Source organism: Ligilactobacillus ruminis ATCC 27782 (assembly GCF_000224985.1).
Taxonomy (GTDB): Bacteria; Bacillota; Bacilli; order Lactobacillales; family Lactobacillaceae; genus Ligilactobacillus; species Ligilactobacillus ruminis.
In genome coordinates this window covers 1,677,860-1,699,375 of record NC_015975.1, presented here as the reverse complement: position 1 = coordinate 1,699,375, position 21,516 = coordinate 1,677,860, and the positions used below count along the sequence as shown (strand labels likewise).

Below are 21,516 nucleotides of genomic sequence, written 5' to 3'. Positions count from 1 at the left end.
CGCAATTTTAAGCGTTGGCTGAAATTTTGAGCAAAATAAATCCACATGTGCGCACTTGAAAGCGGCTCATGTGGAGCTATCTTTATCCAATTATAATTGAACTTTCCCGTTGCAGTGCTCTCGAGTCAGCATGATTGAAACGGTCGAGCTCCACGCATGCGCGCTTCGCTCAATTATTTTGCAGCCTTGTCAGCTTCTTCGCGTTCCTTCAAGAATGACAAAACAGCTTGGTGTTGTGCACGACGCTTTTTGATATTCTTTTGGTTTACGGGGCGGCGATCGTTAGCAACGCCTACGTGTACGTTTTGTGACATGTTTTTCACTCCTTTCATCATTCATGCATTTATCCATTGTAGCCGAAAATGACGAAGAATGCAAGTTTTTCTGAATTTAACCGCCATAACCAAGGCTTTGGGCGACCAAAACAATCAACGGCAGCGTGAAAATCGTGCAAAGCGTTGAAAGACAAAGGTAGCTTGTCGGAACTTCCGCATCAAAATTGTTCAGCAATGAAAATAAAACAACAACGGCAGGAACCGGACAGGAAGCCATGATAAGAATCGCCCAGGCAGCCTGACCGGAAATCGGCACGCTAAGCAAAATAAACAGGCAGATCAGCGGAATCAGGATGTTTCTGGCAAAAGTTCCGAACACGACCGTCTTGAGATTTTTTTTGCTTGAAAAAGAAATTGCGCCGAGATTTGTTCCGACGACGATCATGCTGAGCGGGGTGTTGACCGAAACAAGCGACTTGATCGGCGTCAAAACGAGTTCGGGCAGTTTGATGCCTGAAACGAAGATGACAAAACCGATAAATGCGGCAATGACGTTGGGATTTTTCAAAGCATCCAAGAATCTGAGACGCAAGGAACGCTTGCGTTCGATTGAAAACAAAGCAACGCCGTGCGTCCACATGAAAAAGTTGCAAACAACAAGGTAAGGCACTGAAAAAAAGACCGCGCTTTCGCCAAGAATGGCAGAAACGAGCGGGATGCCCATAAACCCTGCATTTGAATAGGCCGAACCATAAAGCAGCACTGAGCGCGTTTCCTGGTCTTTGAAAAATTTTTTGTTGATTATCAGGTGAGAAACGATGATGCTGATGATATAGACCAGTGTGACTGCCATGATTGCCTGAAAGAATTCAATCAGCCGTTTCATGGAAAAGCCGACGAGATACGCGTTGACGATCAGGCACGGCGAAATTATGTACAACAGGAAATTGGTCAGATCCTTAGCCGTTTCTTTATGAATCATGCCAAGTCTGCCGGTTAAAAAGCCAAGCAGCATCAAGAGGAACATGATCACGATTTGTTTTGCGGAAACTATGAAAGTCATATGAAATACACTCCCTTACATTACATTATGAAGCCTTTGCTTTCAGAAAATCAAGCATTGATGATATAATCTAATTGACGAAAAGGGGAGGACGCTAGAGAGATGAGTATTTTAGAAGTTGAGGGACTGTCGATGTCGTTTGACGACAAGCAGCTTTATAAGGATGCCTCGTTCAGACTGAATAAGGAAGATCACATGGGAATCATCGGTCAAAACGGTGCCGGCAAATCCACCTTGATCAAAATTCTGACGGGTTCCAGGCTGCCTGACGAGGGCCGGATCAAATGGCAGAGGGGCGTCAGAATCGGCTATCTCGACCAGTATGCCGAGTCGGCGCACGACCTGACGATCGGAGCTTTTTTGCAAAGTGCTTTCAAAGAGCTGTTTGAAGTTCAGGAAAGACAAACGAGGTATTATGAAGAATATGCCAAAAAAATAGACGATTCTCTGCTTGAAAAGGCCGGACGCTGTCAGGAAATTCTTGAAGCAAATGACTTTTACGGGATTCAGACGAAAATCGATCAGGTCATGAGCGGACTTGGAATCGATGCGTTGGGAAGCAATCGGCAAGTCAGCGAATGTTCCGGCGGACAGCGTTCAAAAATCATTTTGGCCAAACTCCTGCTTGAAAAGCCGGATGTCCTGCTGCTTGACGAACCGACGAACTACCTTGATACGGAGCATATAGAGTGGCTGATCGATTATCTGAATGGTTTTGAAGGATGTTTCATGGTCATTTCGCACGACTATGATTTTTTAGAGAGAATCACCAATACGATCGTCGACGTTGCATTTGGCAAGATCACAAAATACACTGGCAGCTTCAGGAAAGCAATCAAGCAAAAAGAAGAAAAAAAGGCCGTGCAGCTCAAAGCCTATGAGAAACAGCGACGCCAGATCGAAAAGGACGAGGCCTATATCAGAAAGAACAAGGCCGGAACGCGGTCGACGATGGCCAAATCGCGCCAGAAACGTTTGGATAAGCTTGAACGAATCACCCCTCCGTCCGACAATCTGCAGGCACATTTCAAATTCCCGTATATTGAGCTTTTGTCAGCATCGACCTTGACCGTCAGCGGACTTTCGGTCGGATATGAGACACCGTTGCTTTCTCCAGTGACGTTTTCGATGAGTCACGGTCAAAAAGTTGTTTTGAAAGGCTTTAACGGTGTCGGCAAATCCACTCTGATCAAGTCGATTCTGGGAATCATTCCGAGTTTTTCCGGATCCGTTCACTTTGTCGATTCCTGCATCGTCAATTATTTCGATCAGAATCTCGAATGGGACGATCCGACGAAAACACCGCTCCAAACGCTGCAGGACATTTACCCGAGACTTGAACCGAAAACAATCAGGCAGCGCCTTGCCCGTGCCGGAATAAATGCCTCGAATACGATGAAGCCGATGAATCTCTTGAGCGGCGGCGAGCAGACGAAGGTCAAGCTCTGCATCATGGAATTAAAGCCAAGCAACTTTCTGATTTTGGATGAACCGACGAATCACCTCGATGACGAAACGAAAAACGCCTTGCGGGATGCTCTGATCAGTTATCCCGGCAACGTTTTGCTGGTTACGCACGAAGCATCGTTTTACGACGGTTGGACAGACAGGATCTTTGATGTCGAGCAGATTCGCCTCAACAAGTAAAGGTTCGGTGCATCCGTGTTCTTGACATTCGCTGATTCGACACGTATATTTGAATTGTACGCAATTGTAAAGGGGTTGCAACCTTAAAATGAAAAAGAAGAATATCATCTACTGGGCCGTTGCGCTCGTTTTGGTTCTGGTGACGGCATACAGCACGATTCATGTCCACAACGCAAGACAGGTGAATGACGTCAAGATGCAGTCCGAATCACGAAAACAAGCCGAAGAAGATGCACAGCAAAAGCGCCTTTTGGCCGATCAAAAGAAACGTCTGATCAAACCGGCATCCTGGGACAAGCCGACTTTAAGCGGCGGTTATCCTGATATCAGCAAATATGCCCATGCCAAAAAGAAGGAAGAACGTATCTGGATCGAGGTCAACTTGCGCAAGCAGCGTGTTTATATCAGAAGAGGGCCGTACACGCTCTATACGATGTACGCATCCGTTGGTAAAAATTACAAGAAAACCAAAGCTTATCAGTGCACGCCGATCGGACATTTCAAAATTGAAAAGCGGCGCGGGGTTTCGTATTATGATCCAACGCGCGGTTATGGTGCCAGATATTGGACGGCATTCAAGGATGACGGACTCTATCGGTTTGAATCGGTTCCTTTTGACGAAAACGGCAAGGTAATCAAAGCAGAAGCCGAAAAACTTGGGCAAAAGGTAACTAAAAAGCACAACATCAAAGCCTATGGCTCAATTCGCCTGTCGGTTCCGGATGCTCAGTGGATCGAAGAAAACATCCCGGCAAAAACGCGCGTCGTGATTGATTCGCAAGATGACAAGCGGGATGCATGGGAATATCTCAAAGTAGACTAAATCAAGGGCAGGTTAGAAAACCAGGCCTCGAACTAAAACCCGGATGATTTGCATTAATTGTAAATCTCATCCGGGTTTTTGCGTATGCGGGACAAATTCCCCGTTATGATGGGAATAAGCAAAAATTTACGGGCAAATCTCAAGAATCACCATTTTGCCCGTAACGTGTGACTGGCTTTTACGGGCAAATTTCAAAAATCGAGATTTTGCCCGTAACGGGGATCTGCATTTTACGGGCAAATCTCAAAAATCGCCATTTTGCCCGTAACGTGTGACTGGCTTTTACGGGCAAATCTCAAAAATCGCCATTTTGCCCGTAACGTGTGACTGGCTTTTACGGGCAAATTTAAGAAATCGACGTTTTGCCCGTAACGGGGATCTGCATTTTACGGGCAAATCTCAAAAATCGCCATTTTGCCCGTAACGGGGATCTGCATTTTACGGGCAGATTTAAAAAATCGCCATTTTGCCCGTAACGCGAGAACTGGGTTTTACGGGCAAATCCCCAAAAGCGCCATTTTGCCCGTAACCGAGGATCTGCATTTTACGGGCAGATTTGGAAAAACGAGGATTTTCCCGTAATCATGGCTTGTGTACTGATTTAGCAGACGATGCGCAGCACTGCGTTTGATAGCGCTGTAAAAAAATGTTACTATACTATTGTGATTAATGCTAGAAAGGGTTTTAGAAATGATATTTTTAGCTATATTATTTGCATTATCAATTTTGGTTATTGAATATACAATTGCACAAAAATTTCTCGAAAAAGATGCCTCGATTCTGGTTTATGCCGGCGGAATCGTTGTCGTTTTATTCATTGCAATCATTGATGGATTGTTGTTTACGATGGGACTGACTAAAAAAGTCGACGTTACGGCAACCTATCTTGGTCTTTGTCTGCCAAGCGGTCTTTTGCTTCTGGCCTTTGCCAGGATGCTTTTTGGCGTCATCAAGAAGATGGCGCAAGAAAACCCGAAGAAAATCATCGAAATCGGCAATGAAAAGAAGCCGCGCATGCTGCCGACGAATATCTGGGGCGTTTCCATGGCGGCGATTTTTTATGGATTCTTTGCGACCGCGGCCGGAATCTGCATGTTTTTGGCCGTTGCCTTGAAGTTCAATGGCGGAATATCATCACTGGCCGGTGCCGCCGTAGCTTTGATTGCGGTTTTGCTGATCAATTCGCAGTATCCGAAAAGACTGCGTTCCGAACTGATCGAAGGCAACGTTATTTCTGAAGATACGCAGACTTATCAAGGAGAAGAACGAAGAAACGGCTCGATCAGCGCCAGGGACAAGGGCGATATTTTGTGCTATGGCGGCGTGCTGTTGGCGTTTTTGATCTATTGCTTTTCAAGAAACACGACGATTGCTGCGGTAGTGCTCTTTTTGGGCGTGATGGCCAGTCTGCCGTATTATCGAAAGGATACGAAAGAAAGAAAAAATCGTTTATAGTAACGTGATTCTCGCTCGTTTTCGGGCGAGTTTTTTTATGCATGAAAATGCAGTGCAGTTGGCTGCGTTTGTGTCATTAAGTCTCAAATTGCAAATCTGATCCGGTTTTTTTCGTATGCATGACAATCGCTTGCTATGACGGAAATAACAAAAAATAGTCTGGCGGTAAATTTGACTGAAAGCTTGACGCACTGATTTAGCGCGTGCTGCATTTGGCAAAATGACTGCCGTTTACGGACAAATCATCAAAAATTACACTTTGACCGTAAATCCGAATGAGATCTTGCTTGAAACAGTTGTGCATTACTGCTGCTAAAAAATAGTTTTTATGTATTAAAAATGCCGGACAAAAGCAGTCGCAAATCGACCGCCATCGTTCGGCAAGTGATAACAGGGACTTTTTCCAGTCTTCTGTGATTATTTGTTGTTGATGACGACTTTCGTTCCGACTGGCAGATTATTGTAAAGCCAGATCGCATCGGGAACGGAAAGTCTGATGCAGCCGTGGGATGCGGGCTGTTTGCCAAGCTTTTTGCACTCTTCGACGTCATACTCGCCTTGGATGTTCGTCGGGACGGTGTGGAAAAGATACTCGCCATGGTTGAGCCATGAAATGTAGTATCTGGCGCCTTCGTTGAGGTTGTTGTTGAAGAAGCTTTTTCCGCGCTCGTTTTCGATGTAATACGTGCCCGTCGGAGTGTAGCTGACCTGCTTGCCGTCAACATCGTGGTACTTTCCGCCCGATGAATACATGGTATAGATAGTTTTGTCACCGTCTTTTAAAAGCGTTCGGTTTGATCTGAGTCGGACTTCGATCCATAGGTTTTCGACCTTGTTTAAATCGGGATAATCGACCGTCTCGGACGATTTTTGCCAATCAATCGGAGTACGCATGACTGATTTTTCAGTTGTGGAGCTGCTTTTGATTTTTGAAGTCGAACTGCTTTTCCTTTTGACGAACAAGTTTTGATGAGAAGAACTTGTCGATTTCTTTTTTAACGAAGCTTTGGATTCGAGTTTTTGCAGGTTTGCATCGTCTAAGTGCTGAACATAGGCAATGCCTGTTGCCCCAATGACAAGAACCAGTGCAAGAAATGCGAAAAAATTCCTGTTTGAGTTCTTGCCATGCTTTGGGAGTTGTTTGTTATTCATGCTGAATGCTTCCTTTGTTCCATATAATCTCCAAAATCAATCATACATAATTTTGAAGGGAGAGTGCAATAAATAATTGAAAAATTATAAAATATTTGCTAATTTTTAGAAATGGCGTAAACTGTAAAATGTAGAAAATATTGAGGTGATTCAAATGATGGAACAGGCATGCACGACGATCTTGGTCGGCAAGAAGGCAACAATTGACGGTTCGACCATGATTGCGCGCAATGACGATACGTTTTTGCCGCTTACCCCGCAGCGCTTTGAAATGCAACAGGCATATTCTGGCAAAAAAGAAATTTGGAAATCAAACAAGAACGGCTTTCAGGCCCCGTTGCCTGAGAACGGTTATAAAACGACGATGACGCCGAATGCCGACGTGGACAAGTGCGGTGTGTTCGGCGAAAGCTCGATCAATGAAAAAAACGTTGCGATGTCTGCAACTGAATCAGTCTACGGAAACGAGCATGCATTGGCATATGATCCGTGGGTCAAGGACGGCTTGGCTGAAGACTCGCTCCAAAACATGGTGGCTCCGTACATCAACTCCGCAAAAGAAGGCGTCGAATATCTTGGACGTTTGATTAAAAAGTACGGTTCTCCTGAGGGAAACGGAGTCCTGTTTTCTGACAGAGACGATGTTTGGTACATGGAAATCGTCACCGGACATCATTGGGCAGCAACGAGAATTCCGGACGATTCTTATGCGATAGCCGCAAACCAAGTGGCACAGGATTTCATCGATTTTGACGATCCGAAAAACTACATGTGGTCTGATGGTCTGCAGGAATTCGTAGAAGAGCATCACTTGAATCCGCATCCTGAAACGTTCAATTTCAGAAAAATTTTTGGCACCGACAACGAAAAAGATCGCCATTACAACACGCCGCGTGTTTGGTATGGTCAAAGATGCTTTACGCCTGACGTTTTGCAGGATCCGCAGTCAAGCGACCTGCCGTTTATCTGCAAGGCCAATCGTCTGCTTTCGGTTGAAGATTTGGAATACGTGCTTGCATCGCATTATAATGAAACGAAGTATGATCCGCTGGGACACGGTTCGGATGAGGATAAATTAAAGTTCAGACCGATTTCGCTCAACAGAACGCAAAATTCTCACGTTCTTCAGATCAGAAACGACGTGCCGGAAGAAGTTTCCGCACTCATGTGGATCTGCTTTGGCATCCCGTCGTTTACACCGTATGTGCCGTTCTTTACAAATGCAGAGGATACGGACGACAGCTACAGTCAAACGCCGCTTGAGTATGACATCAACAGCGCATACTGGATGTATCGCACGTTATCAATGCTGGCGGAATCTCACTATAGCAAATTTGTCCAGGAATGTCGCGATTATTTGACTCAGGCAAGAGAACAGCAGCACCGCTTGGTAGAAGAAACGATTCAGGATGCCAGGAATTACTCCGGAGCTGAACTCACTGCATTTTTAACGAAGAGAAATCACGAAATGGTTGCCGACATGAAGGCACGCACGATGAGTCAAATCGGCAATTTCATTACTGAAGGCTTGACGCTTTCCAAATTGACATTTAATATGGATATTAATCTTTGATGTTATTAGGAAGTGAAGTCATGCAGATTAAAGTCAAGGACTTTATTGAAAAAATTGAAAATCAGGCTTATCGGCACGAAACTATTTTGGCCGATAAGGAAGAAGACGTGCTCCAAAACGTCGATCAAGCGGTTTTCCCGCTGATTGACAAGATGGTTGATGCGATCAGTAAAGAAGAGCTTGCCGAAACGGAATTGGTGATCGGAGATGGTGAAGATCGCATCAGCATCATGCTTGAGACCGGAATTATCAACTTGCCGTTTGAAAATATCAAGCGCGTGGACAATTTCTTCGATGATCTTGAAGCAGAAGTGCCTGTCATCGTGTATTTTATCGCAAAGGGACGTTTGCTAAACGAGTCCGACTTCAAGATCATGCGCGTCTCTCCTGCTTCCGAGTTCATCAAAGACCACGGCCAAAAAACGGTGGCTTTGGCCGCAAGCGACGCATTGAATCGGATTCTTGCCAATCGTGAATCCGCAAAAGAGGAATAGGCATGTATACGATAAATGATCTTATTTTGCTGTTTTTTATCTATTCGTTCGTTGGTTGGCTTTGGGAAACGGTATATTGTTCAAGTAAAGAAGGTCATTTTGTCTATCGCGGCTTTTTGTTTGGACCGTATTGCCCGGTATACGGCTTTGCAGTCAGTTCGGTGCTTCTTTTTACGCAGAAATTTGCCGACGATTTTGTGCTGCTGTTTTTGGTCGGCACTGTTGTTTCAACCGTGTTCGAGTATCTTGCCGGTGCTTTTTTGGAAAACATCTTTCATCTCAAGCTTTGGGACTATTCTAAATATCCCGGCAACGTCAAAGGACGCATTGCCCCGTTCATCTCATTGTTTTGGGGCATCAGCACGGTTGTTTTGACTGCCTTCGTTCAGCCGCACGTTATGAGCTTCGTTGATTTTCTGGAGGCTAAGATGGGCATGCTCGCTGATTTGTTCGTAATCGTCGTCATGGGCAGCGATGCGGCAATTACTATTTTCAATATGCAAAAATTCAGAGCCCATGCCCTCGTGCTTGAGCAAATGATTCAGATTGAGCGCCTGCGTTTGAAAAATGAAGCTGAGCGCATCATTGAAGAACGCCCATACTTCAAACTTGCCAGTTTTGAAAGCAAGAGTTTGGCCATTCAAAATTATATTGAAAAATGGCACGAAACGATTTTGCATCGACTCGATGCTTCATTTAATTTCAATGAGCGCCGTATGCTCAAAAGCTTCCCTAAGATGAAACTTCTGGAAGCACCGAACCTGGATGAAATCAGAGAAAAACTTTTGAAAAAATAACCCGTTTGATTGCGGGATGATCAAGCAAAAACGCAGAACTTTTGGGAAAATTTGAATGCTCCAAAAGTTCTGTTTTTGTGTTTGCGGATGAGAATTTGGGGGATTTTTGTGATGAGCTTAAATGGCTGCCGCGGATTACGGGCAAAATGCCGCTTCTTGAGATTTGCCCGTAAAATGCAGATCCCCGTTACGGGCAAAATGTTGATTTTTTAAATCTGCCCGTAAAATCCAGTCACCCGTTACGGGCAAAACGGTGATTCTTGAGATTTGCCCGTAAAATGCAGCACTCCGTTACGGGCAAAACTTCGATTTCTGGGATTTGCCCGTAAAATGCAGCACTCCGTTACGGGCAAAATCCTCGATTTTTGAAATCTGCCCGTAAAACCCAGTCACCCGTTACGGGCAAAACGGCGATTCTTGAGATTTGCCCGTAAAAGCCAGTCACACGTTACGGGCAAAATGGCGATTTTTTGATATGCCCGTAAAATGCAGCCCCCCGTTACGGGCAAAATGTCGATTTTTGAAATATGCCCGTAAAATGCAGCCCCCCCGTTACGGGCAAAACTTCGATTTCTTAAATTTGCCCGTAAAATGCAGATTCTCGTTACGGGCAAAACGTTGATTTCTGGGATATGGCCGTAATCGAAAGGATGACGGCAGGAGTTTGCTTAGTCAAAAGGATTGATGGGTCCGAATGCGGCTGACGACACTGGATTTTTCAAGGAAAAAGAGCCAATGAAGAATCGTAGACAAAATTTCCGCTGTTTCACCAATTTTTGTCTACCGTCACGTTGAGCGCCTTCGAAAGTAGAAAAAATCTCAAAAAATGAAAAAATGTTCTACCGCGTGCAACCAAATCACGTCGCGTACCTCCGAAAGTCGATCAAACCGGAGCATTTGCTAACCGCCGCTCCCCCTCAGAAGCCTATCACTGCCAAGAGACTTCAAGCTCTGCATTTTGCCGGAAGATTCTTACGGATTAAGAATTGTAGAATGGAAAATTAGAAAAGGTGTTGACAAATTTCATAAATAATTGTAGTATCTAAGACAACAGTATAATGACGTTGAAGAGAAGAGTAGGCATGGTGAGTACTTCTACAGAGAACTTCCGGGAGTTGAGAAGGAAGGTCGGAAAGCCATGCTGAAGATGAACTCCGAGTTAGATCGTCGGTGCAAGCTTGCGGTCCGCAGAAATGCGATAAAGTTTAAGGCTATGTCAGTAGTCAGTGAGGTCTGGATCGAAAGGTTCGGGCAAATTAAGGTGGTACCGCGAGTTTTCGTCCTTTTTTCGGATGAGAGCTTTTTTTTTACGATTTTTTAGGAAGTGGTAACGGAATGATTGAATTTAAGAATATCTCAAAGACGTTTGAAACAGATGACGGACCCGTGCGAGCGGTTCAAAACGTCAACTTAAAAATTAATGACGGCGAAGTTTTCGGAATTGTCGGTTTTTCAGGCGCCGGGAAGAGTACCTTGGTCAGAATGCTGAATGGACTTGAAACGCCAACTTCAGGCGAAGTCATCATCAACGGTAAAAAGATTAACGGACTCAAGGGAGCCGAACTTCGCGAGCAGCGCAAAAAAATCGGCACGATTTTTCAACATTTCAATTTGTTGTGGTCGCGAACTGTTCTGCAAAACATCGAATTTCCGTTGGAACTTGCGGGCGTCGATAAAAAAACGCGCGAAAAGAAGGCTAAGCATTTGGCAGAAGTCGTTGGATTGGGCGAGCGCATTCATGCTTATCCCGCACAGCTTTCCGGAGGTCAAAAGCAGCGCGTCGGAATTGCCAGAGCATTGGCGAATGATCCCGATATTTTGATTTCTGACGAAGCAACGAGCGCCCTTGATCCGCAAACAACGGACGAAGTGCTTGATCTGCTTGAAAGGATCAACGAGAAACTCAACTTGACGATCGTGATCATCACGCATGAGATGCACGTCATTCGTAAACTTGCCGACACGGTTGCCGTGATGGAAAACGGACAGGTAATCGAAGAAGGACCGGTTGCAGAAGTCTTTACGCATCCGAAGGAAGATTTGACGAAACGCTTCGTAAATGCGGAGGTTGACGCAAACCAGACCAAGGATACGCAAAGCGTTGTCAAAGATCTGCTTGAGCGCTACCCGAACGGACAGTTGATTCAGCTCAGATTTCACGGCGGCCAGGTGGAAACGCCGGTTGTCGGGAGCGTCATCAGGCAGTTCCCGGGACTTGAACTGAGCATTTTGGAAGGATCGATTCATCAGCTGGCCGATTCCAATTCGACGATCGGGACACTGTTCATTCAGCTTTTGGGGACAAAAGAAGACATTGACGGAGCGATTCGGCTGTTCCATGAATTGCGCGTAGAAACGAAGGTGATTGATCATGAATAACAACGGTTTGGCATCATATTTTCAATTTAAGAACGTCAATTGGCCTAATCTTTGGTCTGCAGCGTTTGAAACGATTTGGATGACGATTGTTTCGATTCTGATCGTTGCGGTTTTCGGACTTTTGCTTGGACTGCTGCTGTATGAAACTTCAGGTTCAAACAGCAAGGCCGTCAAGGCGCTGAACTGGGTCGTTGCCTTGTTCGTCAACGTGTTTCGGTCGATCCCGTTCATTATCCTGATCGTGCTGCTTTTGCCCGTAACACAGGTGCTTGTCGGTGCAATTACCGGAGCAAAGGCAGCAATTCCGTCGCTTGTTTTCTCAGCTGCGCCGTTTTACGCCAGACTGGTCGAAATCGCATTTCACGAAGTCGACGGCGGAGTGCTTGAAGCAGCCGAATCAATGGGGGCCACCAAATGGCAGCTCGTTTTTAAAGTGCTGATTCCGGAAAGTCTGCCGGCGCTTGTTTCGGGAATTACCGTCACGGCGATTTCCTTGATCGGGTATACCGCAATGGCCGGTGCAATCGGTGCCGGTGGTCTCGGGCAGTTGGCATACACGGACGGTTTTCAGTCCTACAACAACGCAATTACGCTGACGGCAACGGTCGTTATCGTCATTATCGTGTTTGCTTTCCAGTATCTTGGCGATTTTGCCGTTAAACGAATTGATAAACGTTAATAAAAATCTTATGAGGTGAGAAATTATGAAAAAACTTGCAGGTATTTTGACTACGACAATCGCAGCAGCAGCTCTTTTTCTTGGTGCAAATACAGTAGCGAACGCCGATACGACGATTACTGTCGGTGCTTCGGCAGCACCGCACGCTGAAATCTTGCGTCACGTTCAGCCAAAATTGAAAAAAGAAGGCATCAACCTTAAAATCAAGGTTTTCGATGATTACATCATGCCAAACAAGGCGCTTGCAAACGGTGAAATCGATGCCAATTACTTCCAGCATATTCCGTTTTTGAAAGACTGGAACAAAAAGAATCACGGTACTTTGGTCGATGCCGGCAACATCCACTTGGAACCGATCGGTGTTTACTCCAAGAAGTACAAGAGTCTGAAGAAACTGCCAAAGAATGCCAAGGTCTACGTTTCAAGCAACGTTTCCGATTACGGTCGCGTTCTCAAACTGTTCAAGGATGCCGGCCTGATCACGCTTAAGAAGGGTACGAAACTTGAAACGGCAACGTTCAATGACATCAAGAAGAATAAGAGAAACATCACGTTCAAGCATACGTTTGAAGCAAAATTGATGCCTAAGCTTTACGAATCAAACGAAGCCGACGCAACGGTCATCAACTCCAACTATGCCGTTCAAGCAGGCCTCAAGCCAGCCAAAGACGCAATTGCGCTTGAAAAGAAGTCTTCGCCGTATGCAAATCTGATTGCCGTTCAAAAGGGCGACCAAAAGAAGCCTGCAATCAAGAAGCTTGTCAAGGTCTTGAAGTCCAAGTCGACTCAAAAGTGGATCAACAACAAGTATAATGGTGCAGTTCTTCCTGTCGGCAACAAAAAATAACTTTTAAAAAGAAAGTCTCTGCTGTTTTTTTGAATCATGCAGGGGCTTTTTGCTTAAGCAACTTTTATATATCAACTCTTCTAAAATATGATAAGATATTAATAGAGATAAATTAACTAAAGAAATGAGGAATGTGATATATGTCTAATGGTCAGGCGTTAACCAATCTGATCATAATTCTCGTTGTTTTTTATTTTGCTGCATTTTTCGTTGCGGCAGAATTTGCAATTGTTTCAGTCCGCAAGAGTGCGCTCGAAAGTGCGCTTGAAGCCGGTGAAGGGAACAGGCGCAAGCTAAAGCTCGCACTCAACATGGTGTCGAATATGAACGAGTATCTTTCCACAACGCAGGTTGGTGTCACGACAACTGGGATTATTTTGGGGTGGCTCGGCGCCGATACGCTGGCTACGCTGTTGACCGATCTGCTTGGCTTCATGCCTCTGAACAAGACGAGCATCGTGGCAATCAGTGCCGTTTTGGGCGTTGTTATTTTGACGTACCTTGAAGTCGTCATTACTGAAATCGTGCCGAAAAACATCAGCATCGACATGCCGATGAAGGTCATGATGTTTATTGTGACGCCGCTGCACTATTTTCACGTCGTCTTTTACCCGTTCGTATGGCTTTTGAATGTTTCGGCATCAGGAATCGTCAAGCTTGTCGGACTGAAGCCGGCAGGAGAAGAAGAAGACGTTTTGTCGCAAAATGAAATTCTTAATATTTCGAAAAATGCAGTGCACGGCGGCGCAATCGACAAGGACGATTTCGTTTATATGCAGCGCGCATTTGATTTCAATGACAAAGTTGCCAAGGATATCATGATTGACCGCACGAGCCTTGAAGTCGTCGACGTGACCGACACGGTTCGCGGCGTAATCAACAAATATCTGCAAAAGAAGTTTACGCGTTTTCCGGTGGTTGCCAACAACGATAAGGACAAGATTTTAGGCTATGTCTACATTTACGATATGATTCGTCAGGCTCAGGTTGATGACTCCGTTCGGGTAAGCAAGGTCATGCGGACGATTATTACGGTGCCTGAAGTGACGCCGATTCAAAAACTGCTGCAGAGCATGGTCCAAAAGCAAACGCCGATCGTGGTTGTTTTGGATGAGTATGGCGGCACGAGCGGAATCGTGACGGATCGCGATATCTATGAAGAACTTTTTGGAACCGTCAAGGATGAGGCCGACGATGTTTCGCTTGAAGACATTATCGACAACGGAGACGGAACTTACAAAGTTTCAGGCAAAACGACTCTTTACGATTTTGAGCGCTACTTCAAGTTCCGCGATAAGGATTTCCAGGAGTCGGAAAGCGTCACGATTGCAGGTTATTTGCTTGAAAATTACAAGATTAAGCTCGGTTTGGTCATTACGATCGGCCAGTTTGACATTAAAATCACTGAATTTAATCGCAATTATATCGAATGGTTGGAAGTTTCGCATCATCAAGAAGAAAAAGAGTAAGCAAAACGGGGCAGTCTGCCCCGTTTTTTTGCAAGGAAGGTGAAATTTTTGGAACGCTTTTTAAATTTGGAAAGCGGCGTTAATTTCCGCGAGCTTGGCGGCTATCAAACGCTTGACGGCCATACGACGAAGTGGCACAAGGCGTTGCGGTGCGGCAGCATGTCTTATTTGAGCACATCCGATCTCAGAAAACTTGCTGAATATGGGCTGAGCTGTGTCGTTGATCTGCGGTCTGAGAGCGAGCGCAATTATGGCCCGGATAAGCTTCCTGAAGGGACCAAGCATGTTTTGGCATCGGTCTATCCGCTTGAGCATTCGCTTCTGGAAGACGTTGGTATTGCCAAATACAGTGCGTTGTCCAAAAATGGTCTCGGGTTTGCCGAAGAAACATACGTCAAAATGCTGGTCGATCCGCATGCAAGAGAAGCTTACGGCAAAATGTTTCAAGCACTTGTCGAAAATGATGAAGAAGGAAAAAGCCTGGCCTTTCACTGTGTTGCCGGCAAGGATCGAACCGGAATCGGTGCCTTTTTGTTTTTGGGGCTGCTTGGCGTGAAGAGGCAGACCGTGCTTGAAGATTTTATGTTGACCAACCTGGCTTTTTCAGAAAAAACCGCCAAAGAGCAAAATGCCATTGTGCAAAATGCTCAGGGCGACGAGCTGGCTGAACGGCTCAATTCGTATTTGGGCGTGAGAAAAGAACATTTTTTGATTTTGGAGAAGACGGTTGAGATACTTTCGGGCAGCGTCCGTGATTTTTGTTTCGAATATCTGAACGTCAGCAAAGATGATTATGAAAAAATGCGGTTGAATTATTTGGAATGATTGCATATAACGAATGATTGAGTGTATTTCCAGACAGTTTAAGCCGTTAAAGAGAGTAAATTACGAACTATTCCCAAAGCGAATGATGTAATTTTGATGATAATGCTAAGAATTCACTAAGATTCCTTGCAATCCTTAGAAATTTTTTGTACATTATAAGACAAACAAAAATAACTATATTAAAGGAGAGTTCTTAAAATGTCCAATTGGGATACCAAATTTGTCAAAAAAGGTCTGACCTTTGACGATGTCTTATTAATTCCGGCTGAAAGCCATGTTTTACCAAATGATGTTGACCTCAGCGTTCAACTTGCAGATAATTTGAAGCTCAATATCCCAATCATCAGTGCCGGCATGGATACGGTCACGGAATCGGCCATGGCAATCGCAATGGCGCGTCAGGGCGGTCTTGGCGTTATCCACAAAAATATGTCGATTGAACAGCAGGCTGATGAAGTGCGCAAAGTAAAACGTTCCGAAAGCGGCGTTATCATCGATCCGTTCTACCTTACGCCGGAAAACTCCGTGCTTGAAGCAGACGGTTTGATGCGCAAATACAGAATCAGTGGTGTTCCAATCGTTGAAACTCTCGAAAATCGCAAATTCTGCGGCATTATTACGAACCGCGACATCCGCTTTGTTGAAGATCATACCGTTGAAATCGGCAAGGTCATGACAAAGGAAAACTTGATTACTGCGCCAGAAGGCACTTCATTGGAAAAGGCAGAAGAAATCTTGCAGCAGAACAAGATTGAAAAGCTTCCTTTGGTCAATGCCGAAGGTCAGCTTGTTGGTCTTATCACGATCAAGGATATCGAAAAGGTCGTTGAATTCCCGAATGCCGCCAAAGACAAGCATGGCCGCCTTTTGGCTGCAGCTGCAGTCGGTGTTACGAGCGACACGTTTGAACGTGCGGCCGCATTGCTTGATGCAGGCGCTGATGCGCTCGTAATCGATACGGCACATGGACATTCCGCAGGCGTTTTGCGAAAAATCAAAGAAATCAGAGAACATTTCCCGGATGCGACATTGATTGCCGGAAACGTCGCAACGGCCGAAGCAACTCGCGCTTTGTATGAAGCAGGCGTTGACGTTGTCAAAGTCGGCATCGGACCTGGTTCGATCTGCACGACCCGCATCATCGCGGGCGTTGGCGTTCCGCAGCTTACGGCCATTTACGATGCAGCAAGCGTTGCGCGCGAATATGGCAAGACGATCATTGCCGATGGCGGCATCAAGTACTCCGGCGATATCGTCAAAGCACTTGCAGCCGGTGGCTATGCAGTCATGCTTGGTTCAATGCTGGCCGGCACGGACGAAGCCCCTGGCGAAACGATCATTTATGAAGGACGTCGTTTCAAGACATATCGCGGCATGGGCAGTCTTGGCGCCATGGATTCGACGCATGGTTCAGCAGACCGCTACTTCCAAAGCGGCGTCAACGAAGCAAACAAGCTCGTTCCTGAAGGAATCGAAGGTCGTGTTGCTTACAAGGGCAGCGTAGCCGACATCGTTTACCAAATGGACGGCGGTCTTCGCTCCGGCATGGGCTACGTTGGCGCACCAGATTTGAAGGCTCTTCGCGAAAATGCTCAATTCGTTCAGATTACGGGAGCTGGCTTGCGTGAATCGCACCCGCATGACGTTCAAATCACAAAAGAAGCACCTAACTATTCAGCAAAGGCTTAGCAGCAATTAAAAAATCCTCGTTTTTTTGGAACGAGGATTTTTTTGTCGAATCAGTTTTAGGAAAATGCAGCGCAGACGGCAGCAATTGGCTTCGTGAATCACTTTCTTTGATTAGATTTGCAGCAGATCTTCCGATTACGGGCAGATCCCAGAAAATTGCCGTTTTGCCCGTAACGGGTGACTGGATTTTACGGGCAAATCCCAGGAAATGCCGTTTTGCCCGTAACGGGTGACTGGATTTTACGGGTAAATCCCAGGAATCACCGTTTTGCCCGTAACGGGTGACTGGATTTTACGGGCAAATCTCAAGAAATCGACCATTTTGCCCGTAATCGGCATTACTCATGAGCCTTGTCATAGATTTTTTGAATCTCTTCTGGCAGCTTGTCTGGCAGCATTTGATGCAATTTATCCTCATTTCCGTCTAGAAGAGCCTTGTCATAGTACCAGCACTTGAATTCGAGCATGGCCATTGTTTTTTCAAGTGATTCGATTTTTTTTTGAATGACTTTTTTTTGATTAGCGAAAAGTTCGCGACGTTTTTTGTAGGTGCTGCTGCCTTCGGAAACCCACTGGAAAAATTGACGAATATCTTTGATTTCAAGCCCCGATTTTTTGAGGCATTCAATGATTTTGACTTCTTCCAATTCCGTATCGCTGAATTTTCTGACATATCCTTTTCGTTCCAAGTGAGGAAAGAGACCTTCTTTGTCATAGTAGCGCAAGGTTGAAACGGGCAGACCGGTTGCTTTCGAAACTTGTCCAATCGTGTACATGCAAAAATCCTCCAAAAAAATGTTGACTTAAAGTTAGCTTTAGGTTGTATGATAATCTCAAGTATAAGACTGCTCTAAATAATTTTCAAGAAGAAAAGGCGAGCTTTAGAAAAAACAAGTAACAGGAGGAATTTTATCATGTCAAAAATAGTTCAAACAGCAGGCAGAAACGCACTTGGCAAATTCGCCCCTGAATTTGCCCATTATAATGACGACGTTCTTTTTGGTGAAAACTGGAACAATCAAGACATCGACGTCAAGACGAGAAGCATTATCACGGTTGTCGCTTTGATGTCTTCTGGAATCACGGACTCTTCGCTGAAGTTCCACCTTGAAAATGCCAAGGCACACGGCGTGACGCAAAAAGAGATTGCCGCAATCATCACGCACGTTGCATTTTACGCAGGCTGGCCAAAAGGCTGGGCAGTGTTTAACTTGACTAAGGAAGTCTGGAATGACGGCGAAGGAGATCTTCCTTATGAAGATCCGGCGATGAGAGCACATGCCAAAGAGATGGTTTTCCCGATTGGCGAACCAAACGGTGGGTTTGCAAAGTATTTTGTCGGCAAAAGCTATCTTGCTCCGGTTTCGACGAGTCAAGTCAGCGTCTACAACGTCACATTTGAACCAGGATGCCGCAACAATTGGCACATTCATCATGCCAAAAAAGGTGGCGGTCAAATCATTATTTGCATTGCCGGGCGCGGTTATTATCAAGAAGAAGGCAAGCCTGCGATTGAAATGAAACCGGGCGATTGCATCAATATTCCGGCTGAGGTCAAGCACTGGCATGGTGCGGCTTCGGACAGTTGGTTCAGCCATTTGGCAATCGAAGTTCCGGGCGAGCAGACTTCAAACGAGTGGTGTGAACCAGTAACGGATGCACAGTATGATGCGGTCCAAAATCAGCAGCACAAAAAATAGAATTTAAAAAACGATGCATCAAATCGAAAAGCCAAATGATTTGCAATTGATTGCAAATCATTTGGCTTTTTTGTATGCATGACGCCTTATGATGGAAATGACCAAAAATAGTTTGGCGGTAAATTGAATGAGAGCTTGGCGCGCTGATTTATCAGGCACTGCATTTTGCAAAATCACTGCCGTTTACGGACATGTTTATAAAATGGGTCTTCTGTCCGTAAATGGCTTGCTCGAAAAAAGTCGATTACGGACAAAATGGTCAGAAACAGCCGTTTGTCCGTAAAAATTCAGACGTTTCGGACCCGATTTTACGGACAAATGCTCCAAAAAGCGGCTTGTGTCCGTAAATCCTCAGCATAATGGCCAAAAATTTACGGACAAATCGCTGGGAAATGCATGTTTGTCCGTAAAATGCGCTTTGCTTACGGACAAATCGGCCAAAATGGGCACTTTGTCCGTAAAATTTGAGTGAATTGGTTGAGCAGCACTGTATTTAAAAAAATCGTCGACCTTTTCTAATCTAGATGCCAAACGTTCCACCGTGGACCTTGACGACGTTTGAGGCAACGATAAAAGCGTTCGGGTCGATATCGTGGATTCTGCTTAAAAGTTTGCCATACGAATCATTGTCGACGACAGCCATGATCAGCTTTTTGTCGTTGAGTGAGTATCCGCCGCGAACGTCAAAAATCGTCAGTGAATTGTCCGCGTCCTCAAGCATTTTGCGGATTTCCGGCAGCTTGTCGTTGCTCATGACCTGAATCTGATATTTGTGATCGAGACCTGATTCCATGTAGCGCATGACGAACAGGGAAACGAACAATGAAAAAGCGGCCATAAAGAAAGCATCAATGCCTGAAACGGGAATATTGAACAGCGTCACGATCATGTCGATGACGAGCAAAGAAACGGCCGGATTGACGTGGAAGTAGCGTTCAATGATGAGCGGAGGAACGGTCGTCCCACCGCTGGCCGCATTGATGCGGTACAGCGCAGCCACGCCGATTGCTGAGAAAACGCCGCCCAAGATGACGGCCAAAAGCTTGTCCGAAACAATCTCGAAGCTTGGCGTGACATAAATCAAAACGGGCAGGAGGTAGCTCCCGATGATGAACTTTTTAACGGTCTTCCAATCGATAAATATCCAGGCCAAAATCAGCATGAGGGTATTGATGACGAGCACGCAAAGCGAACGGTTGAACCCAAAGGCTGCTTCGAGCAGGACGGCCATGCCCGTTGCGCCGCCGGCAGCGATATTGATCGGTGCATAGAAAAAGTTGATTGAGATTGCGACGAGCTCAAGGGCGAATAGGAAGATGAGGGCCCTAAAAAACGGATTTTTGACAAGTCTTTTTTTCATAAAAAATTCCTCCTGAATAAAAAAGTATGGAAAATTAATACCAATCAATATAAACTAGTAGTTGGTTCATTAATTTTTGAAAGGATTTTATTATAACCATGAAATACAGTGCTAAAAAACTGACTGCTCAATATGCCCTGACGCAAGCTGCATATTGGATGGTTTTTTGCGGTCTTTATACTTTTGCGACGGTCTATTTATTGAGCAAGGGATTGACAAGTTCTAAAATCGGCATCATCGTTGCTTGCGGCAACTTGATTGGTTTCGTGCTGCAGCCTTATATCAGCGGGCTGGCCGATCGCTTTCAAAATCTGACGCTGCACTATCTTGTCGAAGTGCTGATCGGTATCATGGTTTTGGCAATTCTTTTGTTGCTGCTTTTGCCGGACGTGTTCGTTTTGATTTTTTTGCTTTACGTGATAGCGGATGCGCTTTTGCAGGTCTTGCAGCCGTTGCTTAATTCGCTCAGCATCTATTATGTAAATGCAGGGATCAACGTCGACTTCGGAATTGCTCGCGGCATGGGCTCGCTTTCGTTTGCAGTCATGTCGTCCGTTTTGGGATTCATGTGCGACAAATTCGGCGCGAACGTTTCGATGATTTCAGCCATCCTGCTTTTGCTCGCGGTCTTTTGCCTGGTTTTTTCGATGCCGGTCATCAAAGCCTGCGATGAGCAAAAACGGGATAAGGCTCAAAGCAGCAAGCAAAAGATGGGTATCGTTTCTTTTTTGATGCACTACAAACGTTTCTCGATGGTACTTTTTTCTTCCGTTTTGGTGTTTATTTTCCATAACATGTACAACACTTACCTGATTCAGGTCGTGAAGGGAATCGGCGGAACGTCGACCCAAATGGGAACGGCGCTTACGATTGCTGCTGTTTGCGAGCTTCCGGCAATGTTTGGCTTTTCGCTGATTGCCAGAAAGTTTTCAAGTGCCAAACTGATGATTTTTGCGACGATTGTTTTTTCGATCAAGGCTTTTGCGACTTATTTTGCAGGCAATATCTTCGAACTCTATGCTTCAATGGTGTTGCAGATGTTTTCATTTGCAATCATCACGCCCGCTTCAGTTTATTACGTGAACGAAGTCATGAACGAAGAACATCGTTATACCGGGCAGGCACTGATGGTTGGAACGACGACCGTCAGCGGCGTGATTGGCAGTCTTTTGGGCGGATTCGTTTTGGAAGCAACGAATTTTCACGTGATGCTGCTCGTCGGATGTTTCATTTCCGTTTCAGGAACGATTTTGATGATGACGTTTGCACGAAATGAAAAAGAAGATTAA

The 21,516-nt window shown here is 45.3% G+C and carries 19 protein-coding genes; 14 read left to right on the top strand and 5 right to left on the bottom strand.

Features of this window, described 5'->3' with window-relative positions; all coding sequences use genetic code 11:
• Window positions 1-173: 173 nt before the first annotated feature.
• Both LRC_RS11585 and LRC_RS08580 read right to left on the bottom strand, forming a co-directional pair.
• Window positions 174-314 carry a hypothetical protein gene (locus LRC_RS11585; RefSeq protein WP_003697267.1) on the bottom strand — a complete coding sequence of 47 codons (141 nt, stop codon included), beginning with the start codon at window positions 312-314 and terminating at the stop codon, window positions 174-176.
• A gap of 76 nt (window positions 315-390) precedes the next feature.
• The gene (locus tag LRC_RS08580; protein WP_014074039.1) at window positions 391-1,338 is read right to left on the bottom strand and encodes an AEC family transporter; all 948 of its coding nucleotides are present in this window, start codon (window positions 1,336-1,338) and stop codon (window positions 391-393) included.
• A 102-nt stretch (window positions 1,339-1,440) separates the two neighbouring features.
• Here LRC_RS08580 and LRC_RS08575 point away from each other — a divergent pair, with 102 nt between their 5' ends.
• The 3 genes from LRC_RS08575 (at window position 1,441) to LRC_RS08565 (ending at window position 5,263) form a co-directional block, all read left to right on the top strand.
• The gene (locus LRC_RS08575) at window positions 1,441-2,985 is read left to right on the top strand and encodes an ABC-F family ATP-binding cassette domain-containing protein (RefSeq protein WP_014074038.1); all 1,545 of its coding nucleotides are present in this window, start codon (window positions 1,441-1,443) and stop codon (window positions 2,983-2,985) included.
• An 88-nt stretch (window positions 2,986-3,073) separates the two neighbouring features.
• Window positions 3,074-3,808, top strand: a complete 735-nt coding sequence (locus LRC_RS08570; protein WP_014074037.1) for a L,D-transpeptidase — start codon at window positions 3,074-3,076, stop codon at window positions 3,806-3,808.
• A gap of 690 nt (window positions 3,809-4,498) precedes the next feature.
• Entirely contained in the window at window positions 4,499-5,263 is a 765-nt protein-coding gene (locus LRC_RS08565; protein ID WP_014074036.1) for a hypothetical protein, read from the top strand.
• A gap of 417 nt (window positions 5,264-5,680) precedes the next feature.
• Here LRC_RS08565 and LRC_RS08560 read toward each other — a convergent pair whose 3' ends face one another.
• Window positions 5,681-6,415: a L,D-transpeptidase gene (locus tag LRC_RS08560; RefSeq protein WP_014074035.1), complete on the bottom strand. Its 735-nt coding sequence runs from the start codon at window positions 6,413-6,415 to the stop codon at window positions 5,681-5,683.
• A gap of 154 nt (window positions 6,416-6,569) precedes the next feature.
• Here LRC_RS08560 and LRC_RS08555 point away from each other — a divergent pair, with 154 nt between their 5' ends.
• The 9 genes from LRC_RS08555 (at window position 6,570) to guaB (ending at window position 17,167) form a co-directional block, all read left to right on the top strand.
• Window positions 6,570-7,988 (top strand): C69 family dipeptidase, encoded by a 1,419-nt coding sequence (locus tag LRC_RS08555; RefSeq protein WP_014074034.1) that lies wholly within the window; start codon window positions 6,570-6,572, stop codon window positions 7,986-7,988.
• Window positions 7,989-8,008: 20 nt separating this feature from the next.
• Entirely contained in the window at window positions 8,009-8,482 is a 474-nt protein-coding gene (locus LRC_RS08550) for a hypothetical protein (protein WP_041820115.1), read from the top strand.
• A gap of 2 nt (window positions 8,483-8,484) precedes the next feature.
• Complete coding sequence (locus LRC_RS08545) at window positions 8,485-9,279, top strand: putative ABC transporter permease (protein ID WP_014074032.1); 795 nt, start codon at window positions 8,485-8,487, stop codon at window positions 9,277-9,279.
• A gap of 1,335 nt (window positions 9,280-10,614) precedes the next feature.
• Window positions 10,615-11,658, top strand: coding sequence for a methionine ABC transporter ATP-binding protein (locus LRC_RS08535; RefSeq protein WP_014074031.1), 1,044 nt, complete (start codon window positions 10,615-10,617; stop codon window positions 11,656-11,658).
• A complete protein-coding gene (locus LRC_RS08530; RefSeq protein ID WP_003691919.1) occupies window positions 11,651-12,337 on the top strand; it encodes a methionine ABC transporter permease in 687 nt (228 codons plus the stop codon). The genes LRC_RS08535 and LRC_RS08530 overlap by 8 nt, the downstream gene beginning before the upstream one ends.
• Before the next feature lie 25 nt (window positions 12,338-12,362).
• Window positions 12,363-13,184, top strand: a complete 822-nt coding sequence (locus LRC_RS08525; protein ID WP_014074030.1) for a MetQ/NlpA family ABC transporter substrate-binding protein — start codon at window positions 12,363-12,365, stop codon at window positions 13,182-13,184.
• A gap of 140 nt (window positions 13,185-13,324) precedes the next feature.
• Window positions 13,325-14,653, top strand: a complete 1,329-nt coding sequence (locus LRC_RS08520) for a hemolysin family protein (RefSeq protein ID WP_014074029.1) — start codon at window positions 13,325-13,327, stop codon at window positions 14,651-14,653.
• Between the two features lie 39 nt (window positions 14,654-14,692).
• On the top strand, window positions 14,693-15,478 hold the full coding sequence (locus LRC_RS08515) for a tyrosine-protein phosphatase (protein ID WP_014074028.1): 786 nt from the start codon (window positions 14,693-14,695) through the stop codon (window positions 15,476-15,478).
• A gap of 198 nt (window positions 15,479-15,676) precedes the next feature.
• Entirely contained in the window at window positions 15,677-17,167 is a 1,491-nt protein-coding gene (gene guaB, locus LRC_RS08510) for an IMP dehydrogenase (RefSeq protein ID WP_014074027.1), read from the top strand.
• Between the two features lie 338 nt (window positions 17,168-17,505).
• Here guaB and LRC_RS08505 read toward each other — a convergent pair whose 3' ends face one another.
• Complete coding sequence (locus LRC_RS08505) at window positions 17,506-17,943, bottom strand: MerR family transcriptional regulator (protein WP_014074026.1); 438 nt, start codon at window positions 17,941-17,943, stop codon at window positions 17,506-17,508.
• 138 nt (window positions 17,944-18,081) lie between these two features.
• On the opposite strand from LRC_RS08505, the gene LRC_RS08500 reads away from it, so the two are divergent.
• On the top strand, window positions 18,082-18,867 hold the full coding sequence (locus LRC_RS08500; protein ID WP_014074025.1) for a carboxymuconolactone decarboxylase family protein: 786 nt from the start codon (window positions 18,082-18,084) through the stop codon (window positions 18,865-18,867).
• A 520-nt stretch (window positions 18,868-19,387) separates the two neighbouring features.
• Here the strand turns inward: LRC_RS08500 and LRC_RS08495 are convergent.
• Window positions 19,388-20,227, bottom strand: a complete 840-nt coding sequence (locus LRC_RS08495) for a YitT family protein (RefSeq protein ID WP_014074024.1) — start codon at window positions 20,225-20,227, stop codon at window positions 19,388-19,390.
• Window positions 20,228-20,325: 98 nt separating this feature from the next.
• On the opposite strand from LRC_RS08495, the gene LRC_RS08490 reads away from it, so the two are divergent.
• Complete coding sequence (locus LRC_RS08490) at window positions 20,326-21,516, top strand: MFS transporter (RefSeq protein WP_014074023.1); 1,191 nt, start codon at window positions 20,326-20,328, stop codon at window positions 21,514-21,516.

Bases quoted from the DNA above. Each gene is read 5' to 3' on its own strand.
- LRC_RS08505 (WP_014074026.1), bottom strand. From the start codon at position 17,943: ATGTACACGATTGGACAAGTTTCGAAAGCAACCGGTCTGCCCGTTTCA.
- LRC_RS08545 (WP_014074032.1), top strand. From the start codon at position 8,485: ATGTATACGATAAATGATCTTATTTTGCTGTTTTTTATCTATTCGTTC.
- LRC_RS08500 (WP_014074025.1), top strand. From the start codon at position 18,082: ATGTCAAAAATAGTTCAAACAGCAGGCAGAAACGCACTTGGCAAATTC.
- LRC_RS08525 (WP_014074030.1), top strand. From the start codon at position 12,363: ATGAAAAAACTTGCAGGTATTTTGACTACGACAATCGCAGCAGCAGCT.
- LRC_RS08580 (WP_014074039.1), bottom strand. From the start codon at position 1,338: ATGACTTTCATAGTTTCCGCAAAACAAATCGTGATCATGTTCCTCTTG.
- LRC_RS08555 (WP_014074034.1), top strand. From the start codon at position 6,570: ATGATGGAACAGGCATGCACGACGATCTTGGTCGGCAAGAAGGCAACA.
- guaB (WP_014074027.1), top strand. From the start codon at position 15,677: ATGTCCAATTGGGATACCAAATTTGTCAAAAAAGGTCTGACCTTTGAC.
- LRC_RS08520 (WP_014074029.1), top strand. From the start codon at position 13,325: ATGTCTAATGGTCAGGCGTTAACCAATCTGATCATAATTCTCGTTGTT.
- LRC_RS08535 (WP_014074031.1), top strand. From the start codon at position 10,615: ATGATTGAATTTAAGAATATCTCAAAGACGTTTGAAACAGATGACGGA.
- LRC_RS08530 (WP_003691919.1), top strand. From the start codon at position 11,651: ATGAATAACAACGGTTTGGCATCATATTTTCAATTTAAGAACGTCAAT.
- LRC_RS08565 (WP_014074036.1), top strand. From the start codon at position 4,499: ATGATATTTTTAGCTATATTATTTGCATTATCAATTTTGGTTATTGAA.
- LRC_RS08495 (WP_014074024.1), bottom strand. From the start codon at position 20,227: ATGAAAAAAAGACTTGTCAAAAATCCGTTTTTTAGGGCCCTCATCTTC.
- LRC_RS08490 (WP_014074023.1), top strand. From the start codon at position 20,326: ATGAAATACAGTGCTAAAAAACTGACTGCTCAATATGCCCTGACGCAA.
- LRC_RS08575 (WP_014074038.1), top strand. From the start codon at position 1,441: ATGAGTATTTTAGAAGTTGAGGGACTGTCGATGTCGTTTGACGACAAG.
- LRC_RS11585 (WP_003697267.1), bottom strand. From the start codon at position 314: ATGTCACAAAACGTACACGTAGGCGTTGCTAACGATCGCCGCCCCGTA.
- LRC_RS08560 (WP_014074035.1), bottom strand. From the start codon at position 6,415: ATGAATAACAAACAACTCCCAAAGCATGGCAAGAACTCAAACAGGAAT.
- LRC_RS08570 (WP_014074037.1), top strand. From the start codon at position 3,074: ATGAAAAAGAAGAATATCATCTACTGGGCCGTTGCGCTCGTTTTGGTT.
- LRC_RS08550 (WP_041820115.1), top strand. From the start codon at position 8,009: ATGCAGATTAAAGTCAAGGACTTTATTGAAAAAATTGAAAATCAGGCT.